13 protein-coding genes are annotated in these 16691 nt (G+C 71.2%); 5 read left to right on the forward strand and 8 right to left on the reverse strand.

Going from position 1 to position 16691, the window contains the following annotated elements; genetic code table 11:
- Positions 1-29 precede the first annotated feature (29 nt).
- The 3 genes from OG943_RS04565 (at position 30) to glgC (ending at position 3097) form a co-directional block, all read left to right on the forward strand.
- Entirely contained in the window at positions 30-638 is a 609-nt protein-coding gene (locus tag OG943_RS04565) for a hypothetical protein (RefSeq protein WP_328608400.1), read from the forward strand.
- Between the two features lie 87 nt (positions 639-725).
- Positions 726-1883 carry a glycogen synthase gene (gene glgA, locus OG943_RS04570; protein ID WP_328608401.1) on the forward strand — a complete coding sequence of 386 codons (1158 nt, stop codon included), beginning with the start codon at positions 726-728 and terminating at the stop codon, positions 1881-1883.
- Positions 1880-3097 (forward strand): glucose-1-phosphate adenylyltransferase, encoded by a 1218-nt coding sequence (gene glgC, locus OG943_RS04575; RefSeq protein ID WP_328608402.1) that lies wholly within the window; start codon positions 1880-1882, stop codon positions 3095-3097. The genes glgA and glgC overlap by 4 nt, the downstream gene beginning before the upstream one ends.
- A gap of 72 nt (positions 3098-3169) precedes the next feature.
- On the opposite strand, the gene OG943_RS04580 is transcribed toward glgC, so the two are convergent.
- Positions 3170-4099: a PRC and DUF2382 domain-containing protein gene (locus OG943_RS04580; RefSeq protein WP_328608403.1), complete on the reverse strand. Its 930-nt coding sequence runs from the start codon at positions 4097-4099 to the stop codon at positions 3170-3172.
- Between the two features lie 338 nt (positions 4100-4437).
- On the opposite strand from OG943_RS04580, the gene OG943_RS04585 reads away from it, so the two are divergent.
- Together OG943_RS04585 and OG943_RS04590 are read left to right on the forward strand one after the other, a co-directional pair.
- Positions 4438-5181, forward strand: a complete 744-nt coding sequence (locus OG943_RS04585; RefSeq protein ID WP_328608404.1) for a GntR family transcriptional regulator — start codon at positions 4438-4440, stop codon at positions 5179-5181.
- Positions 5178-5924, forward strand: coding sequence for a sulfite exporter TauE/SafE family protein (locus tag OG943_RS04590; RefSeq protein ID WP_328608405.1), 747 nt, complete (start codon positions 5178-5180; stop codon positions 5922-5924). Before OG943_RS04585 ends, OG943_RS04590 begins: the two co-directional genes overlap by 4 nt.
- 43 nt (positions 5925-5967) lie before the next feature.
- On the opposite strand, the gene OG943_RS04595 is transcribed toward OG943_RS04590, so the two are convergent.
- The 7 genes from OG943_RS04595 to OG943_RS04625 all read right to left on the reverse strand — a co-directional run bounded on the left by OG943_RS04595 (position 5968) and on the right by OG943_RS04625 (position 16494).
- Complete coding sequence (locus OG943_RS04595) at positions 5968-7830, reverse strand: sialidase family protein (protein WP_328608406.1); 1863 nt, start codon at positions 7828-7830, stop codon at positions 5968-5970.
- Positions 7830-9848: a beta-galactosidase gene (locus OG943_RS04600; protein ID WP_328608407.1), complete on the reverse strand. Its 2019-nt coding sequence runs from the start codon at positions 9846-9848 to the stop codon at positions 7830-7832. The genes OG943_RS04595 and OG943_RS04600 overlap by 1 nt, the downstream gene beginning before the upstream one ends.
- A complete protein-coding gene (locus OG943_RS04605; RefSeq protein WP_328608408.1) occupies positions 9849-10778 on the reverse strand; it encodes a dihydrodipicolinate synthase family protein in 930 nt (309 codons plus the stop codon).
- Entirely contained in the window at positions 10775-11740 is a 966-nt protein-coding gene (locus tag OG943_RS04610; protein ID WP_328608409.1) for an ABC transporter ATP-binding protein, read from the reverse strand. Before OG943_RS04610 ends, OG943_RS04605 begins: the two co-directional genes overlap by 4 nt.
- Positions 11741-11801: 61 nt before the next feature.
- Complete coding sequence (locus OG943_RS04615) at positions 11802-13808, reverse strand: dipeptide/oligopeptide/nickel ABC transporter permease/ATP-binding protein (protein WP_328612003.1); 2007 nt, start codon at positions 13806-13808, stop codon at positions 11802-11804.
- On the reverse strand, positions 13808-14767 hold the full coding sequence (locus OG943_RS04620) for an ABC transporter permease (protein WP_328608410.1): 960 nt from the start codon (positions 14765-14767) through the stop codon (positions 13808-13810). Before OG943_RS04620 ends, OG943_RS04615 begins: the two co-directional genes overlap by 1 nt.
- Before the next feature lie 113 nt (positions 14768-14880).
- Positions 14881-16494, reverse strand: a complete 1614-nt coding sequence (locus OG943_RS04625; protein ID WP_328608411.1) for an ABC transporter substrate-binding protein — start codon at positions 16492-16494, stop codon at positions 14881-14883.
- Positions 16495-16691 lie beyond the last annotated feature (197 nt).

A 16691-nucleotide genomic window follows, 5' to 3' on the forward strand; every position in this document is an offset into this window, starting at 1 on the left:
CGCCGGGGCTCGCGAGAGAAGGGACCCCGATGAAGGTTTACGCCGATCGCCCCGCCCGCCGCGCCGCCCAGGTCTTCGCCGATCTCTTCGCCCTCGGCCTCACCGCGTCCGCGATCTGGCTCGCCGTGCGGGTGCACACCGAGGTGATGCGGATGCGCGCGCCCGGCGACGGGCTCGTCGACGCGGGCTCCGGCCTGCGCGGCACGTTCGACTCGGCCGCCGGAAAGGCCGGCGGTATCCCGCTGATCGGCGACGCGCTGGCGGGCGCGCTGCACACCGGCTCCGCCGCCGGCACGAAACTCGTCGACGCCGGGAACTGGCAGATCGACGCCGTCGCGAACCTCGCGTGGTGGATGGCGGTGTTCGTGGTGGCGCTGCCCGTGGTGTTCCTGCTGGTCTCGTGGCTGCCGCTGCGCTGGCGTTTCACCCGCGGCGCGACCGCGGCCGCCCGCTTGCGCCGTCAGGGCGAAGACGGTCTCGACCTGCTCGCGCTGCGCGCCCTCGTCACGCGGCCGCTGCCGCGGGTGGCGAAGGCGGGCGAGCTGACCGCTGGCTGGCGCGAGCACGACCCCGCCGTGATCCACCGCCTCGCGGGCTGGGAGCTCCAGCGGCACGGGCTGCGCGGGGTGGCGGGCTGACCGGCATTCGTGGCGATGTCGATCACGACACGGATTCGTCTTGTCCTCGCACTGCACTCACGGCGCCGGGCCGTTTAGGGTCGGGTCATGTTGGTCGGCCTGCTCACCCGGGAGTACCCACCGGACGTCTACGGGGGAGCGGGGGTGCACGTCGAGTTCCTCGCCCGCGAACTCCGGTCGCTGGTCGACCTCGACGTCCACTGCTGGGGTCCCGACCGTGCCGACGGCGCGCACGGGCACCAGGACGCGCACGGGTACAGCCAGCCCGCGTTCGCGACGATCGACATCGCCGTCTCGATGGCCGAGGCGCTGCGGGGTCACGACCTCGCGCACAGCCACACCTGGTACGCGAACCTCGGCGGGCACCTCGCGAAGCTCACCCACGGCATCCCGCACGTGATCACCGCGCACTCGCTGGAGCCGTTGCGGCCGTGGAAGGCCGAGCAGCTCGGCGGCGGCTACCGCGTGTCGTCCTGGATCGAGCGCGACGCCTACGAGGCCGCCGACGCGATCATCGCCGTCAGCAGCGGGATGCGTGACGACGTGCTCCAGGCCTACCCGGCGGTGGACCCGGAGCGGGTCCACGTGGTGCACAACGGCATCGACACCACGCTCTACCAACCCGATCCGGACCAGGACGTGCTGCGCAAGCACGGCATCGACCCGGACCGGCCGTACGCGCTGTTCGTCGGCCGGATCACCCGGCAGAAGGGCGTGCCGCACCTGGTGCGCGCCGGGTTCGACCTCGACGAGGACGTGCAGCTCGTGCTGTGCGCCGGCGGCGCCGACACTCCCGAGCTGGACGCGGAGTTCCGCGGGCTCGTCGCGGAGCTGCAGCGGAAACGCACCGGGGTGCACTGGATCCCGGAGATGCTGCCGCGCCCGGAGGTCGTCCAGCTGCTCACGCACGCGACGGTGTTCGTCTGCCCGTCGGTGTACGAGCCGCTCGGCATCGTGAACCTCGAGGCCATGGCGTGCGGCACGGCCGTGGTGGCGAGCGACGTCGGCGGCATCCCCGAGGTCGTCGACGACGGTGTCACCGGCCTGCTCGTGCACTACGACGAGGCGGACCCCGCGGCCTTCGAGGCGGCGCTCGCCCGGCGGGTCAACGAACTCGTCGCCGATCCCGGCCGCGCCACCGGGATGGGCCTGGCCGGGCGGGCGAGGGCCGTGGGAGAGTTCGGCTGGGCCGCGATCGCCGCTCGGACGGTCGCGATCTACGAGGCGTGCGGGAGGGTTTCGTGATCGACGGATCCGACGTGCTGGGCATTGTCCTGGCTGGCGGTGAGGGCAAGCGGCTGATGCCGCTCACGGCCGACCGCGCGAAGCCCGCGGTGCCCTTCGGCGGCGTGCACCGCCTGATCGACTTCGTGCTCTCGAGCCTGGTGCACGGCGGCATCCGGCGGATCTGCGTGCTCACGCAGTACAAGTCGCACTCGCTCGACCGGCACATCAGCACCACCTGGCGGCTCTCGTCGCTGACCGGGGAGTACGTGACACCGGTGCCCGCGCAGCAGCGGCTGGGCCCGCGCTGGTTCCAGGGCAGCGCCGACGCCATCCACCAGAGCCTGAACCTGGTCTACGACGAGCAGCCCGCCTACATCGCGGTGTTCGGCGCCGACAACATCTACCGGATGGACCCGCGGCAGATGATGGACGCGCACATCGCCTCGGGTGCGGGCGTCACCGTGGCCGGCATCCGCGTGCCGCGGGCCGAGGCGAGCGCGTTCGGCGTGATCCACACCGAGGACGGCACGAAGATCGACGCGTTCCTGGAGAAGCCGGAGGACCCGCCGGGCCTGCCGGGCTCGCCCGACGAGTCGTACGTGTCGATGGGCAACTACGTGTTCACCACGCAGGTGATGCTCGACGCGCTGAAGGAAGACTCGAAGAACGTCGGCTCCAAGCACGACATGGGCCGCGACATCATCCCGGCGCTCGTCACGAAGGGCGAGGCCGCCGTCTACGACTTCAACGGCAACGAGGTCCCCGGCGAGACCGAGCGCGACCACGGCTACTGGCGCGACGTCGGGACCATCGACAGCTACTACGACGCGCACACCGACCTGATCTCGACGTACCCGATCTTCAATCTGTACAACCGGAAATGGCCGATCCTGGCGCACCCCGGCCAACGGGCCGCGGCGAAGTTCGTCGAGGGCGGCACGGCCAACCAGTCGATCGTCAGCAACGGCTGCATCATTTCCGGCGCCCAGGTCGTCGACTCGGTGCTCTCCCCGGACGTGCTGGTGGAGAACGGCGCCGTCGTGCAGGGCTCGGTGTTGCTGGACGGCGTCCGGGTGGGCCGCGGCGCGGTGGTCCGCCGCGCGATCCTGGACAAGAACGTCGTCGTCCCGCCCGGCGCCCACATCGGCGTCGACCTGACCCGCGACCGCGAGCACTACCACGTCAGCCCGGGCGGGATTGTCGTGCTGGGCAAGGGAGAACGCGCGATTTAAGCTTTCGCCGACGGCTGTGGGGCCGCGCCCGTCCGATGGGACGGAGCGCGGCCCCCACGTCGGCCTCAGGACCTACTTGCGGTGCTTCTTCGCGCTGTCGTCCTGGATGTCGAACTGCTCCTTGCGCACCTCGCCGGTGACGGTCTGGTCCTCGGTGACCGTCTCGGTGCTCATGCGGACCCGTTCGACCGGGACGGTTTCCTTGCGTACCACCGCCTTCTCGGCATGCAGGGTGATGTCCTGCTCCTGTTCGCCGAGCTGGGCGTCCGGGCGGGCGCGGCCGTCGGTGATCGGCTCGCGCTCGATGCGGACCTCCTCGTGGCTGACCGGGACCGTGACCTGCTGCTCCTCGGTGACCACGTACTTGCGGAGGTGGACGTGCCCGGCCTCGACCTGCTCGGTGCCGACGTTCAGCCGCTCCTCCGAGCGGATCATCTCGTCGTCGCGGGCGCCCTTGCCGCCCTTCGCGGCCTTGTCCCGCTCGCCGGAACGGCCGGACTGGGCCCGGTCACCGGTCATCCGGTCCGGCGCCTGCCGGTCGCCCGCCATCCGGTTGCCGGCCATCCGGTTGCCGCCGGCCGCCATGCCGCCCGCCGCGGCCATCCCGCCGGTCTCGGCCATGCGGTTGTCCTGGCCGGTGCGGCCGGACTTGTCGCCGCGGCCGCCGTTCGCGTCAGGTGCCGTGCGCGGCATCGGCAGGCCGTAGTGCCGGTAGAGTTCGGCGCTCTCGCTGGAGGAGAGGTGACCGTCGGCGTCGATGCGCGGCGCCTCGGACACCTGGTCCTTCGCGACGTTCACGTGGACGCCGTCGCCGTCCAGGTTCGCGCCCGAAAGCGGCACGAAGCTCTCCTTGCTGCCGAACAGCCCGGTCTTGACCGTGATCCACTCGGGTTCACGCGTCGCGTCGGCGAGATAGACGTTCCCCACCTTGCCGATCTTGTGGCCCTCGGGATCGACTACGGCGCTGTCCATCAGCTGCCGGGGTTGCATGGTGCCGGCCATGTCTCTCGCGTCCTCTCTCTATCGGTGGTGCGGGTGCTCGCCTTCGAGCACCACCACCGTCGGACGCGCGGATGATCACGGCAACTCTCCGGTGTGCCGGAGGGTGACCCCGGAAAGTGGAGGTTTGACCGCGCCCGTCCGGGTAACGCGTGCGCTTCGCGGACGACCGCCCGGTACCGGGCCGGAATCGGGGCTCACCTCATTGGGTAAGGCTCGCCCGGGTGCTCGGGTGGCGGAACCGATCGTCCGCGCCGGGAACGCCCTGATGGAAGGTCTGCGCAGGTCAGACTAGGTGGCGTAACACTGGCGTAATCAAATCGCGCGTAGGGTCCGGTGCCGTGGACAGAGCGGATTGGGTTTCCTCGGCGCCGAGGGCCGAGCGGGCCCGGCAGGTGGCCGACGTGCTCCGGCACCAGATCACGTCGGGCGCCTTCCCGGCGGGGGCGCTGCCGGACGAGCGGGCGCTCGGCGAGCGGCTCGGGGCCTCGCGCAACGCGGTCCGGGAAGCGCTGGGCCTGCTGCGCGCCGAGGGACTCGTCGAGCGGCGGCAGGGTGTCGGAACGCTGGTGGTGCGGCCGAAGTACGGCCACGGGCTCGACCGGCTCGCCGGGCTGGCGGAGGCGCTCGAAGGGTACGGCGAGGTGGTCAACGAGGTCCGCTCGGCCGGGGTGGCCGCGGCGCCGCCCGCGATCGCCGCGCGGCTGGGGCTGCCGCCCGGCGCGGAGGTGGTGCACCTGGAACGGCTGCGCCGGCTCGCCGGGGCGCCGCTCTCGCTGGACACGACCTACCTCACGGCCGACATCGGCCTGCCGCTGCTGGACGCCGACCTCGCCGGCCGCGACCTGTTCGCCCTGATCGAGGAGACCTGCGGCCGCCGGCTGGGACGGGCCGACGTGGTCGTGCACGCCGTGACGGCCGGGCCGGACACGGCCGCGCTGCTGGAAATCCCGGTCGGCACCGCGGTGTTCGCCCTCGAACGCCTGACCTTCCTCGACGACGGCCGCCCGGTCGACGCGGAGTCGATCCACGTGCGCGCGGACCGGCTGACCCTGCGCGCGACGGTGCACCGGGGGCCGGCGTGACGACCTATGTCCTTTTGGGACTCTTCGGCCTGGTCGGCGGGATCGGGATCACGGCGTTCGGCCCCGGCGGGGTGCTGCCGACGATCGGGCTGTTCCTGCTCACCCCGCTGGCGCCGGCGCAGGTGGCCGGGACGGCGATCGCCACCCACATCGCGACCGGGGCGCTGGGCACGGCCGCGTACGTCCACTCCGGACAGCTGCGGGAAGTCCACACGCGACGGATCGCGCTGCGACTCGCCGCCACCGCGGTGGTCGGGGCGCCGGCCGGGGTGTTCCTCAACTCCCTGGTCTCGGCGCGGCTGTTCGGCCTCCTGCTGGCGGTGTTCGCCGTGGTCGTCGCGGTGCTGGTCTGGCTGCGAGACCGGCGTGGCACCCCGGTCCGGCCGGTGCTGCCGACCGGGCTGGTGGTGGGGCTGGGCCTGGCCGTCGCGGTCGCGGCCGGGCTCATCGGGGTTGGCGGGCCGATGCTCACCGTGCCGCTGCTGGTGGCGTGCGGCGTACCGATGCTGGAGGGGCTCGCGGCGGCGCAGGCGCAGTCGGTGGTCGTCGCCGGCGCCGGCACGATCGGGTACCTCGTGCACGGCGCCGTCGACGGACCGCTCGCCCTGGTGATCGGGCTCCCGGAACTGGCCGGGGTGCTGCTCGGCTGGAAGGTCGCGCGGGTGGTGCCGGTGCGGCGGCTCAAGGTCGTGCTGATCGCCGCGCTGCTGGCGGTCGCGCCTTACCTGGCCCTGCACGGCTGAGTGACTCGTGAGTGTTTATGACGGTTCTAACCGTCATGAACACTCACGAGCGGACGCGGTCGAAGGGCAGCCGCAGCACCGGCCCCGGCCGGACGTCGGCCGCGTGCAGCCGGATCCGGTCCACTTCGGACGGTGCGAGGGCCCGGCGGTAGAGCCGGGTGTCGTCCAGTGCGCCGTTCAGGTGGTAGGCGCCGTCGAGCCGTTCGCCCAGCAGGAGCTGGAACGACACGGTCTGGCTGACCGAGCCGGGGGAGTCCGGCCCGTCGGCGACCTTGGCCCCGTCGACCAGGATCGTCAGCCGGCCCGCCGTGCGCTCCAGGGCCACGTGGTGCCAGGCCTGGTCGTCGTAGGCCTGTGCGGTGGTGACGGACTTCGTGCCCGCCGGCGTGGTCATGGCGGCGATGAGCCGGTGCGACGCGGGTTCGCCGCGCAGCCACAGCTGCGGCGCCGTCGTGCCCATGCCGCCCAGCCAGAACAGCACCTGCGGGTCCTTCACCGCGCCGTAGCGGAACCACGTGGTGAAGGTGAAGTCACCCGAGCCCGGCAGCTGCGACGGCGAGTACGGGACGCGGACGAAATCGTCGGCCCCGTCCAGGTTCAGCGCCCCGCCGAACCGGCCCGCCGTCACCGAGGCGCCGCCGAGGACCCGCGCGTCGGCGTGCGTGCTGGAGACGTCGGGGGTGGTCGGCCCGGCCGAGTGATGCCCGAGGTAGGCCTCGTCGAAGCGCGCGAAGCGGATCTCGTCACGGGCGTCGACGGCGCCGCCCTCGTACATCAGGCCGATCTTCGCGTCCGGGTCCCGCTGGTCGCTGAGCTGCACCAGGTCGGAGTAGCCCGACCAGTCCGTGGTCACGCGGGTGCCCTGCTCGGCGTTCTCCCAGGTGCGGCCGTTGTCGTAGGACGAGCGGACCATCATCCAGCGGCGCCGGTCGGTGTCCGACGGCGAGGCGAACAGGATCCGCTCGCCGCCCGGGCGCTGCAGGCGCAGCAGCGAGCCCTGCACCATCGGCGTGACGAGGTCGGGGATGGTGGTGAAGTTCCGGCTGAACGTCTCGCCGCCGTCGCGGCTCAGCGCGTAGTCACGGTTGCCGACGTCGGTGCCGCCCTGCTCGCGGCCGCCGGCGTAGATCGTGCCGTCGGGCAGTTCCACGACGCTGACTTCGGACGGCTTCTGTGTGTACGTCCCGCCGACCGGGTGCGGGTAACTGTCGACGGCGCCGACGTGCCAGCTCGCGCCGTCGTCGTCGCTGTAGATCAGGGCGGCGTAGTTCTCGATCGAGTTCGTGCCGTCGCTGCGCTCGGCGTTGACGCCGAAGACGAGCCGGCCCGCGTGACGGCCCTGGGCCAGCTGGATTCCGTGCACCGGGCCCGAGGCGTACCACGAATCCCACGCCGGCAGCTTCGCCTGCGCGCTGATGTCGACGGGCGCGGACCAGGTGCGGCCGTCGTCGTCGCTGTACTGCGAGTGCGGGGACCGCGGGCACGGGACGTCGCATGCCTTGTCGTCGTCGCGGCCCTTGTTGTACGTGGTGATCAAGACGATCCGGCCGGTGCGGCTGTCCACAATGGGCACCGGGTTGCCGTGGGTGTCGCCGTCGCCGGGGTTGACCACCTGCAGCGGGGACCAGGTCCTGCCGCCGTCGGCCGAGCGCTTGAGCACCAGGTCGATGTCACCGGTGTCGCCGCAGTTGTCGACGCGCCCCTCGGCGAACGCGAGCAGGGTGCCGTGCGTGCTGCGGACGATCGCGGGGATGCGGAAACAGGCGTACCCGGTTTCCTGATGGGGGTTGAAAAGGGCTTGCTGGTCGAATTGCGGGACTGGAGCACTGGCCGTCGCCGCGCCGGGCACGAGCAGCCCGGACAGCAGTACGACGAAGGCCAGCCCCCAGCGGGCAGTCGCTCTCATCAGTGGGTTTTCCCTTCACCTCGGGTCAGGACGGCCACCCCGCGCGGCGCCAGCGGCACCGAGCCGACAAGACGGCCGGGATCGGTGAGCAGGTCACGAGCGGGCTCGGGCAGCGGCACGGTGACCGCCTCCGCGCCGTGGTTGAGCAGGAACAAGTAAGCGCTTCCCCCGGCCGCTTCCCGGACGATTGCCTGCACGCCGTCGGGCAGGTCCGGCAGCACCGGCTTGACCCCGGCTTCGGCAGTGACCCGGTCGAACAGCGCCCGCATGGCCACCGGGTCCGGCCGCGTCGCGAGGTACCAGGCGACCCCGTCGCCGAACTCGTGCCGGGTCACCGCGGCGCGGCCCGCCAACGAGCCGTCGCCGAACGTCGTGATCACCGACGCGCCTTCGGGTTGCACCCACTCGGACCAGATCGTGCCGGTCGCCGCTTTCCCCGCCGTGTCAATACTTATCGAGCCGCCTTCGGGCAGCGGCCAGAACTCGTCCACCCGCAGCCCCAGCACGTCGCGCAGCGGGGCCGGGTAGCCGCCGAGGTACGCGCGGTCGTTTTCGTCCACGATGGCGGAGAAGAAGGACACCACCAGGTGCCCGCCACCGGCCACATAGGACCGCAGGTTCTCCGCGACCCCGGCGTCCATCAGGTACAGATTCGGCACCACCACGAGCTTGTAACCGGACAGCTCTCGCGTCGGCCGCACGACGTCGCAGGTGACACCGGCGTCGAACAGTGGTGCGTAGTGCGCGAGGTGCGTGTCGAGCTGGCGCAGGTCGTCGGACGGGTGGGAGTCCAGTTCCAGCGCCCACCAGCTGGGCCAGTCGTGCAGGATCGCGACGTCGGCGTGCACGCGGGTGTCCGCCAGCTGCGGCAGCGCGGCCAGCTCGCGGCCCAGGTCCCGCACCTCGCGGAACGCGCGGGTGTCCCGGCCACCGTGCGGCACCATCGCCGAGTGGAACTTCTCGGCCCCGCCGGAAGTCTGGCGCCACTGGAAGAACAGGACGGCGTCCGCGCCGCGCGCCACGGCCTGCCAGCTGCCCAGGCGCATCGCCCCGGGCGGCTTCGGGCCGTTGCGGGTGCGCCAGTTCACCGCGCTCGGCGCCTGCTCCAGCAGCATCCACGGCTGTCCGTCCTTCGTGGACCGGACGAGGTCGTACGCGAACGCCGCCTCCACATGGCTGCGCGGTTCGTGCGGGTCGGGGTACGAGTCGAGGCTGACGATGTCCTCATGCGGCGTCCACGTGTGCCAGTCGAGCGCCTTCTGCACCAGGCCGACGAAGTTCGTGGTCACCGGCACGTCCGGCGTCACGCGGCTGAGCACCTCGCGCTCGGTCAGGTAGCAGCCGAGGGCGGCGTCGGAGGAGAACCGGTGGTAGTCCAGCTGCTGCGCGGGGTTCGGGAAGGTCGGCGCGACGCGCGGCGGCTCGATCTCCGCCCAGTCCTCGTAACGCTGCGACCAGAACGTGGTGCTCCACGCGGCGTTCAGCGAGTCCATTGTGGAGTAACGGCGCCGGAGCCAGCGCCGGAAGTCCGCGGCGGAGTTCTCGCAGTAACACGCGCGGATGTGGCAGCCGAACTCGTTGCCGATGTGCCACATGGCCAGCGCCGGGTGCCCGGCGTAACGCGTGGCGACCTGCTCGACGAGCCGGGCCGCGTGCTCGCGGAACACCTGGCTGGACGGGCAGAACTGCTGCCGCGCGCCCGCCGAGAGCCGGGTGCCATCCGCGCGGACCGGCAGGATCTCCGGGTACCGGTGGGACAGCCACGGTGGCGGCGACGCCGTCATGGTCGCCAGGCAGGCCGCGACGCCGTTGCCTGAGAGCTTGTCCATCACGGTGTCGAACCAGCCGAAGTCGAACTCGCCGGGCCGCGGCTCCACCTGTGCCCAGGAGTAGATCCCCATGGTCACCAGGGAGACCCCGGCCTCGGCCATCAGCTTCACGTCTTCGTCCCACACCTCGGGGGACCAGTGCTCGGGGTTGTAGTCGCCCCCGTAGTGGATCCGGTCGAAGGCGACCATCTAGAGCAACCCCGCTTCCGCGAGCTTCTCCTTGATGCGCAACAGTTCGTCGTCGTTCAGCGGCAGCTGCGGCGGCGCCATGACAGCGTTGTCGATGAACCCGCGCATCTTCATCGCCGCCTTGAACGCGCCGAGTGCGGCCGAGCCGCGGCCCATCCGGTCCGGCGCCGCCACGTCGATGATGCCGAACAGCGTGAGCAGGCGTTCCTGTTCACGGCGCGCGGCGTGCGGGTTGCCGGAGCGGCAGTGGTCGTAGATCAGCACGTAGCCGACGGGGTCGACGTTGCCGAGCCCCGGCACGGCGCCGTCGGCGCCCATGGCGAGCGCCGAGTCCACGAGCAGCTCCGAGCCGGTGAACACGGCGAACCGGTCCAGCCCGCGCTCACGCCGTTCCTTGAGCACGAAGCGGAAGCCGGCCTCGTCGCCGCTGGAGTCCTTCAGCCCGGCGAGCACGCCCGCCTCGGCCAGGTCGAGCACCAGGTTCCGGTCGAGCTTGGTGTGCACTGCGACCGGGATGTCGTAGGCGAAAATCGGCAGCACGGTCTGCTCGTGCAGCAGCCGGAAGTGCCGGTCGATCTCGGTCACGTGCGTGCGCGTGTAGTACGGCGCGGTGATCACGACCGCGTCGGCGCCGGCCGCTTCGGCGGTCTTCACGTGCTCGGCCACGCGCTGGGTCGTCATGTCGATACAGCCCGCCAGCACCGGCACACGGCCGGCGACCTGGTCCACGGCCGTCTCGACGACGACGCGGCGCTGCGCGTCGGGCAGGAACGCGACCTCGCCGGACGAGCCGAGCACGAAGACGCCGTGCACGCCCGCGTCGAGCTGGACCTCGATGTGGCGGCGCAGCGACTCGGTGTCGACGGTGAAGTCGTCGTTGAAGGGGGTGCACAGGGGCGGGATGATGCCGGCGAACTTCGTCGCGGTCATGAGGCGTTCACTCCGGTGAGGGTCTCTGGGTGGATGCAGCGGTAGGCGTGCCCGGCGGTCTCGGTGAGCGGCGGCAGCGCTGCCGCGCACTCGTCCGTGGCCTTCGGGCACCGGGTGTGGAACGGGCAGCCCGGCGGCGGTGCCGTGGCGGACGGGACGGGTCCACTGAGGACGATCGGCTCGACCGGGTGCAGCAGGCTCGGCGTGGCCGAGAACAGCGCCCGGGTGTAGGGATGCCGGGCGCCGGAAGGAAGTTCCGCGGCCGGCGCCGTTTCGACGACGCGGCCGAGGTACATCGTCACGATCCGGTCGCTCATCCGCCGCACGGTCTGGATGTCGTGCGAGACGAAGACCATCGCGAGCCCGAGCCGTTCGCGCAGGTCGATCAGCAGGTTCAGGATCTGCGCGCGGACCGAGACGTCCAGCGCGGACGTCGGCTCGTCCGCCACCAGCAGGTCCGGGCCCAGCGCGAGGGCCCGCGCGATCGCGACGCGCTGGCGCTGCCCGCCGGACAGCTGCGAGGGCACGGCGTCGGCCACGCTGCCCGGCAGCCCGACCAGCCCCATCAGCTCCCGCACGCGCTCCTCGCGTTCGGCGGGGGAGCCGGCGTGGTGCACGTCGAGCGGGTCGCGCAGGATCTTCGCGACCGGCAGCCGCCGGTTCAGCGCCGTGGCCGGGTCCTGGAAGATCATCCCGACCCGGCGGCCGACGTCGGCCGCACGCAGCTCCGAAAGCGGCTTTCCTTGGTAGCGCACGGTTCCCGACGTCGGGCGCTGCAGCCCGACGAGCACCTTGGCGAGCGTGGACTTGCCGCAGCCGGACTCGCCGACCACACCCACGGTCTCGCCCGCGGAGATGGTCAGGTTCGCGTCGGTGAGCGCGTACACGCTGTCGCGCCCGAACAGGCTCGCCGCCCGGATCCGGTGCACCACATGCACACCGTCGACTTCGACCAAGCTCATACTGTGCCTTTCGTTATCAATCCGACCACAGTCACGGCGGAATCGGCTGTACACAAGAAGGTCACCACGGTCCGCCTACTTTTGGCCGGATTGATACCGGCGCCCCTTCCGCGATCACCGGCGTCGTGCGCTCGGCCGGGTAATGGCAGGCCACGACGTGTCCGGCCTGATCGCCCACCCGGTCCGGAGCCACTTCGAAGCACTGCCCGCGCGCCGCCGGGCAGCGCGCGGCGAACCGGCAGCCGGGCGGGAAGTCCGCGGGCGCGGGGACCACCCCCTTGATCTGGGTGAGCGTGGCCTCGTGCTCCTCCAGCGACAGCACCGCGCCGAGCAGGCCGCGGGTGTAGTGGTGCCGCGGCGAGCCGATCACCTGCGCGGTGGCGCCGGTCTCGGCCACCTGCCCGCCGTACATCACCACGACGCGGTCGGCGACGTCGGAGACCAGCGCGAGGTCGTGCGAGACCAGGATCAGCGCGAAGCCCAGCTCCTCCTGCAGCCGCAGCAGGAGCGCGATGATCTGGGCCTGCACGGTCACGTCGAGGGCGGTGGTCGGCTCGTCGGCCACGATCAGCTGAGGGCTGCGGGAGAGCGCCATCGCGATCAGCACGCGCTGGCGCTGGCCGCCGGACAGCTCGTGCGGGTACGCGCGCAGTGTCCGGCCGGGGTCGAGGTTCACCAGCTCCAGCAGCTCTTCCGGGCTGCGGGTGCCGCCGCGGCGGGTGAACTGCTTGAGCTGCGCGCGGATCGTCATCGCCGGGTTCAGCGAGCTGAGCGCGTCCTGGTAGACCATGGAGATGTCGTGGCCGAGGTGACGGCGGCGGGCGCCCGGCTTCATGGTGAGCAGGTCCTCGCCCTCGAACCGGATCTCGCCGGACAGGCGCGCGGCGCCCGGTTGCAGCCCCATCACCGAAAGCGCGGTGAGCGACTTGCCGCAGCCGGACTCGCCGATCAGCCCGAGCACTTCGCCGGCGCGGACGGTGAACGACACGTCGTCCACCACGTTCACGCCGTCGTGCCGGTCGGGGAACGCGATGGCGAGGTTCTTCACTTCCAGCACCATGCGCTGCCCGGTCAGGTCACGCGCCTTGGCCGCCAGCCGTTCCCCGGCCTCCAGCAGGCCCGCGATCGGCAGCGCGGGGGCGGCGTCCGCCCCGGCCGCGATGGCCTGCTCGATCTCCTGCGCCACGCGGCCGGACTTGCCGTCGCGGCCCGAGGGCGCCGCCCACGCGTCGGAGATGCCCTCGGACAGGACGTTCAGCGCCAGCACGGTGAAGAGGATCAGCAGGCCGGGGAACAGCGTCGCCCACCAGCCGCCGGTCAGCACCAGGTCCTTGCCGTCGGCCAGCACCGAGCCCCACGACGGGTCCGGCGGCTGGATGCCCGCGCCGATGAACGACAGCGACGCCTCGAACACGATCGCGTCGGCCACCGTCACCGTGCAGAACACCAGGATCGGCGCCGCGCAGTTGACCGCGATGTGCCGCGTGAGGATGAAGAGCCGCTTCGCGCCGATCACGCGCTCGGCGGCCACGTAGTCCTCGCCGTACTGCGCGAGCACGTTCGCCCGCACCACCCGGGCCACCGACGGCATGTTCAGGAAGCCGATCGCGAGGATCAGCACCAGGATGCCGCGGCCGAACACGGCGACCAGCACCGCGGCCAGCGCGATGCCGGGGAACGCCATGATCACGTCCATCACGCGCATCACGACCGCGTCCACCTTGCGCCGGGACGTCGCCGCGAACGAGCCGATCACCACACCCGTGGCGAGCGCGAGCAGCGTGGCGCCGAGGCCGATCGCGAGCGACCAGCGGGTGCCGGCCACCAGGCGGGAGAAGACGTCCCGCCCGGACTGGTCGGTGCCGAACCAGTGCGCGGCGCCCGGGCCGCCGGTGTCGGTGCTGAGCGCGTCCGGGTCGTGCGTGGCCAGCAGCGTGCCGAGGACCGCGACGAGCAGCAGCAGCGCGAGCACGCCCAGCGCGGCCCACGACGTGGCCGGGAGCTTCCGGAACCGGATGCCCGGCCGGGCCAGGCGCGCGGTCAGGTTCGGGCGGATCACCGGGCGCATCACGAGTGGCTCCTCAGCCGCGGATTGGCGATCAGGTACAGCACGTCGACGATCAGGTTCACCAGCACGAAGCCCACGGCGATCGTGATGACAAAACCCTGCACCTTGGCGGTGTCGCCGTCCTGCACGGCCTGGATCATGTTCTGCCCCATGCCGGGCAGCGCGAACATCGTCTCGATCACCACGGCCCCGCCGAGCAGGTAGCCGACCCGCAGCCCCAGCACGGTCAACGGGTTCACGAGCGCGTTTCGCAGCACGTTGCGGCCCACCACGACCACGGGCGGCAGGCCGCCGCCGCGCGCGGTGCGCACGTAGTCCTTGTCCAGCTCCTCCACCATCGACGTGCGGATCACGCGCGTCAGCTGCGCGGCCACCGGCAGCGACAGCGAGACCGCCGGCAGCGTCAGCGAGTTGAGCCAGCCGGAGAACGAATCGGCCGGGCTGACGTAACCACTGGTGGGGAACAGGCCCTCGCCCACGGCGAGCCACTGCACGAGCAGCAGGGCGATCCAGAACGCCGGCGCCGCGACCCCCGCGAGCGTGACCACCCGGATCAGGTGATCCGGCCAGCGGTCGCGGAACAGCGCCGAGGTCACGCCGAGCACGATCGACAGCACCAGCGCGATCGCCAGCCCGAGCAGCGTCAGCTGGACGGTGAGCGGGAGCGCGGTGGCGATGGTCTGCCCGACCGGCTCCCTGGTGATCACGCTGGTGCCGAAGTCGCCTTGCAGCAGGTGCCAGACGAAGTGCACGTACTGCAGCGGCAGCGGGTCGAGCAGGCCGTTGTCGGCCCGGAACTGCTGCAGCTGCGCGGCGGTGGCGTTCGCCCCGTTGAACGCGGCGAGCGCCGGGTCGACGGGCGAGAAGCGCATCACGATGAACACGAACAGGATCACGCCGAGCAGCAGCGGGATCAGGGCGAGGATGCGGCCGGCCAGCATCCGCACGACGACGGTCACGGGGTCTCCTAGTGGATCTTGCCTGCGCCCTTGTGCCCTGAAGGCCACCATGAGGGACCTTGATGCCCTCATGGTGGCCTTCAGGGCATGCCGGGCACTCGCAAGGCTCGTGGTCAGACCGGCTTGGCCTGGTTCAGGTAGAGGCCGGGGTAGCCCTGCGCGCGCACCCCGGTGATGGCCTTCGGGTCCCACGCCGTGCCCAGCTGGGTGAAGACGATCGGGTAGATCACCGCCTGCTCGGAGATCAGGTCGAGCAGCTGCTTGTACAGCCCGTTGCGCTTGCCTTCGTCGGCCTGCTGCGCCGCTTGGTCCTGCAGCGCGAGCAGGGCCTGGGCGTCGGTGTTCGTCCAGCGCGCGTACTTCGTCATCATCAGCGACTGCGCGTCGTAGTAGTAGCGGATGAGCAGGTCCGGGTCGTTGCCGAACTGCATCGGGTTGTTCGTGGTGGACACGACCTGGAAGTCGCCGCCGTTGTCCAGTTTGGAGAACAGCGCCTTGGTGTCCTGGGAGTCCAAAGTGGTCTCGACGCCGATCGCGTCCCAGCCCTCCTTGATCACCTTCACGCAGTCGAGCACCAGCGAGGTGTTGGTGGTGGACAAGGAGATCTTCAGCCCGGCGACCCCGGCCTCGGCCAGCAGCTGCTTGGCCTTCGCCGGGTCGTAGGCGAAGTCCAGCGACGCCGGCTGCGACTGCGGCAGCTTCGGGTTGATGAAAGACGTGCCGGGGGTGCCGGTGCCGCGCAGGCCGATGTCGACCATCTTCTTCTTGTCGATGGCGTAGTGCAGCGCCTGGCGCACGCGCTTGTCCCCGAACGGCGCGTGCGCGGTGTTGAACATCAGGTACAGGTTGTTGCCGCCGTCGGCGAACTCGACCGTGCGCCCGGCCTTGCGCAGCTGGTCGGCGTTGGCGGCGGGGATGTTCTCCACGACCTGCGCGTCCGGCTTCGCGCCGGAGATCGCGGCCACCCGCGGGGCGGAGTCCACGATGGACTTCCACAGCATCTTGTCGTAGGCGGCCGGGCGCCGGCCGTTGTAGGCCGCGAACTTCTCGAACGAGGTGTGGCTCAGCGGCGCCTGCTCGGTGATCTGGTACGGGCCGGAGCCGACGACCTTGCCGGCCGCGGCGTCGGCCCATTTGCCCTCGTAGACGTGCCGGGGCAGGATCTTGCACGACTGGATGCGCTGCAGCGCGTACGGGAAGGGGAACTTCAGCACGAACTCGACGCTCCGGTCGTCGACCTTCTTCACCTCCTTCAGCCACTGGGAGAAGAAGCTGTGGATGAGCACGTTCTCCTTCTCGTCGAGAGTGCGCGCGTAGGTGAACACCACGTCGTCGGCGGTCACCGGCTGCCCGTCGTGCCACTGGGCGCCGTCCCGCAGCTCGAACTTGATGCTCGTGCCGCTCACGTCGGCGGGCAGCGCCTTGGCCAGGCCGGGGAACGGGGCGCGGGTGATCGGGTCACCCTCCACCAGGGACTCGTAGACGTGCAGGAAGGCGGCCATGGAGAACGCCGAGGCCGTCTGCAGCGGGTCCCAGGACTGGTTGTTGCCGTAGCCGACCACCGCGGTGACCAGGCCGGTGGAGCTGCCGGTCTTGGTGGTCGAAGCGGGACCACCGCAGGCGGCCAGCGTCGACGAGAACGCCGCCGCGGCGCCTGCCATGCCGGCGTAGCGCAGCAGCGCGCGCCGGTTGAACGAAGGGCCGGTCCCCATGGCGGTTCGCGACATAACGGCTCCTGACTCGATGTGTTTCGCCCACCAGTAAGTCTCCGAGAAGTAGGACATGGGACGTCCTATGACTTGGCCGAACCCTAGAACCCGCGGGGGTACCGGTCAAGGGGACCGCAGCACTTTCGCAACCCGGGCGTCACCGGGGGGAAACAAGCCGGGCATGACGTAGGATGTCCTCCGATGGCGACGTGCCA

This window comes from Amycolatopsis sp. NBC_00345 (assembly GCF_036116635.1).
Classification (GTDB): Bacteria; Actinomycetota; Actinomycetes; order Mycobacteriales; family Pseudonocardiaceae; genus Amycolatopsis.

What these genes read in the sequence shown, in the direction of transcription:
- OG943_RS04565 (WP_328608400.1), top strand. Translation starts at nt 30, where the DNA reads ATGAAGGTTTACGCCGATCGCCCCGCCCGCCGCGCCGCCCAGGTCTTC.
- glgA (WP_328608401.1), top strand. Translation starts at nt 726, where the DNA reads ATGTTGGTCGGCCTGCTCACCCGGGAGTACCCACCGGACGTCTACGGG.
- OG943_RS04580 (WP_328608403.1), bottom strand. Translation starts at nt 4,099, where the DNA reads ATGGCCGGCACCATGCAACCCCGGCAGCTGATGGACAGCGCCGTAGTC.
- OG943_RS04595 (WP_328608406.1), bottom strand. Translation starts at nt 7,830, where the DNA reads ATGAGAGCGACTGCCCGCTGGGGGCTGGCCTTCGTCGTACTGCTGTCC.
- OG943_RS04600 (WP_328608407.1), bottom strand. Translation starts at nt 9,848, where the DNA reads ATGGTCGCCTTCGACCGGATCCACTACGGGGGCGACTACAACCCCGAG.
- OG943_RS04605 (WP_328608408.1), bottom strand. Translation starts at nt 10,778, where the DNA reads ATGACCGCGACGAAGTTCGCCGGCATCATCCCGCCCCTGTGCACCCCC.
- OG943_RS04610 (WP_328608409.1), bottom strand. Translation starts at nt 11,740, where the DNA reads ATGAGCTTGGTCGAAGTCGACGGTGTGCATGTGGTGCACCGGATCCGG.
- OG943_RS04615 (WP_328612003.1), bottom strand. Translation starts at nt 13,808, where the DNA reads ATGCGCCCGGTGATCCGCCCGAACCTGACCGCGCGCCTGGCCCGGCCG.
- OG943_RS04625 (WP_328608411.1), bottom strand. Translation starts at nt 16,494, where the DNA reads ATGTCGCGAACCGCCATGGGGACCGGCCCTTCGTTCAACCGGCGCGCG.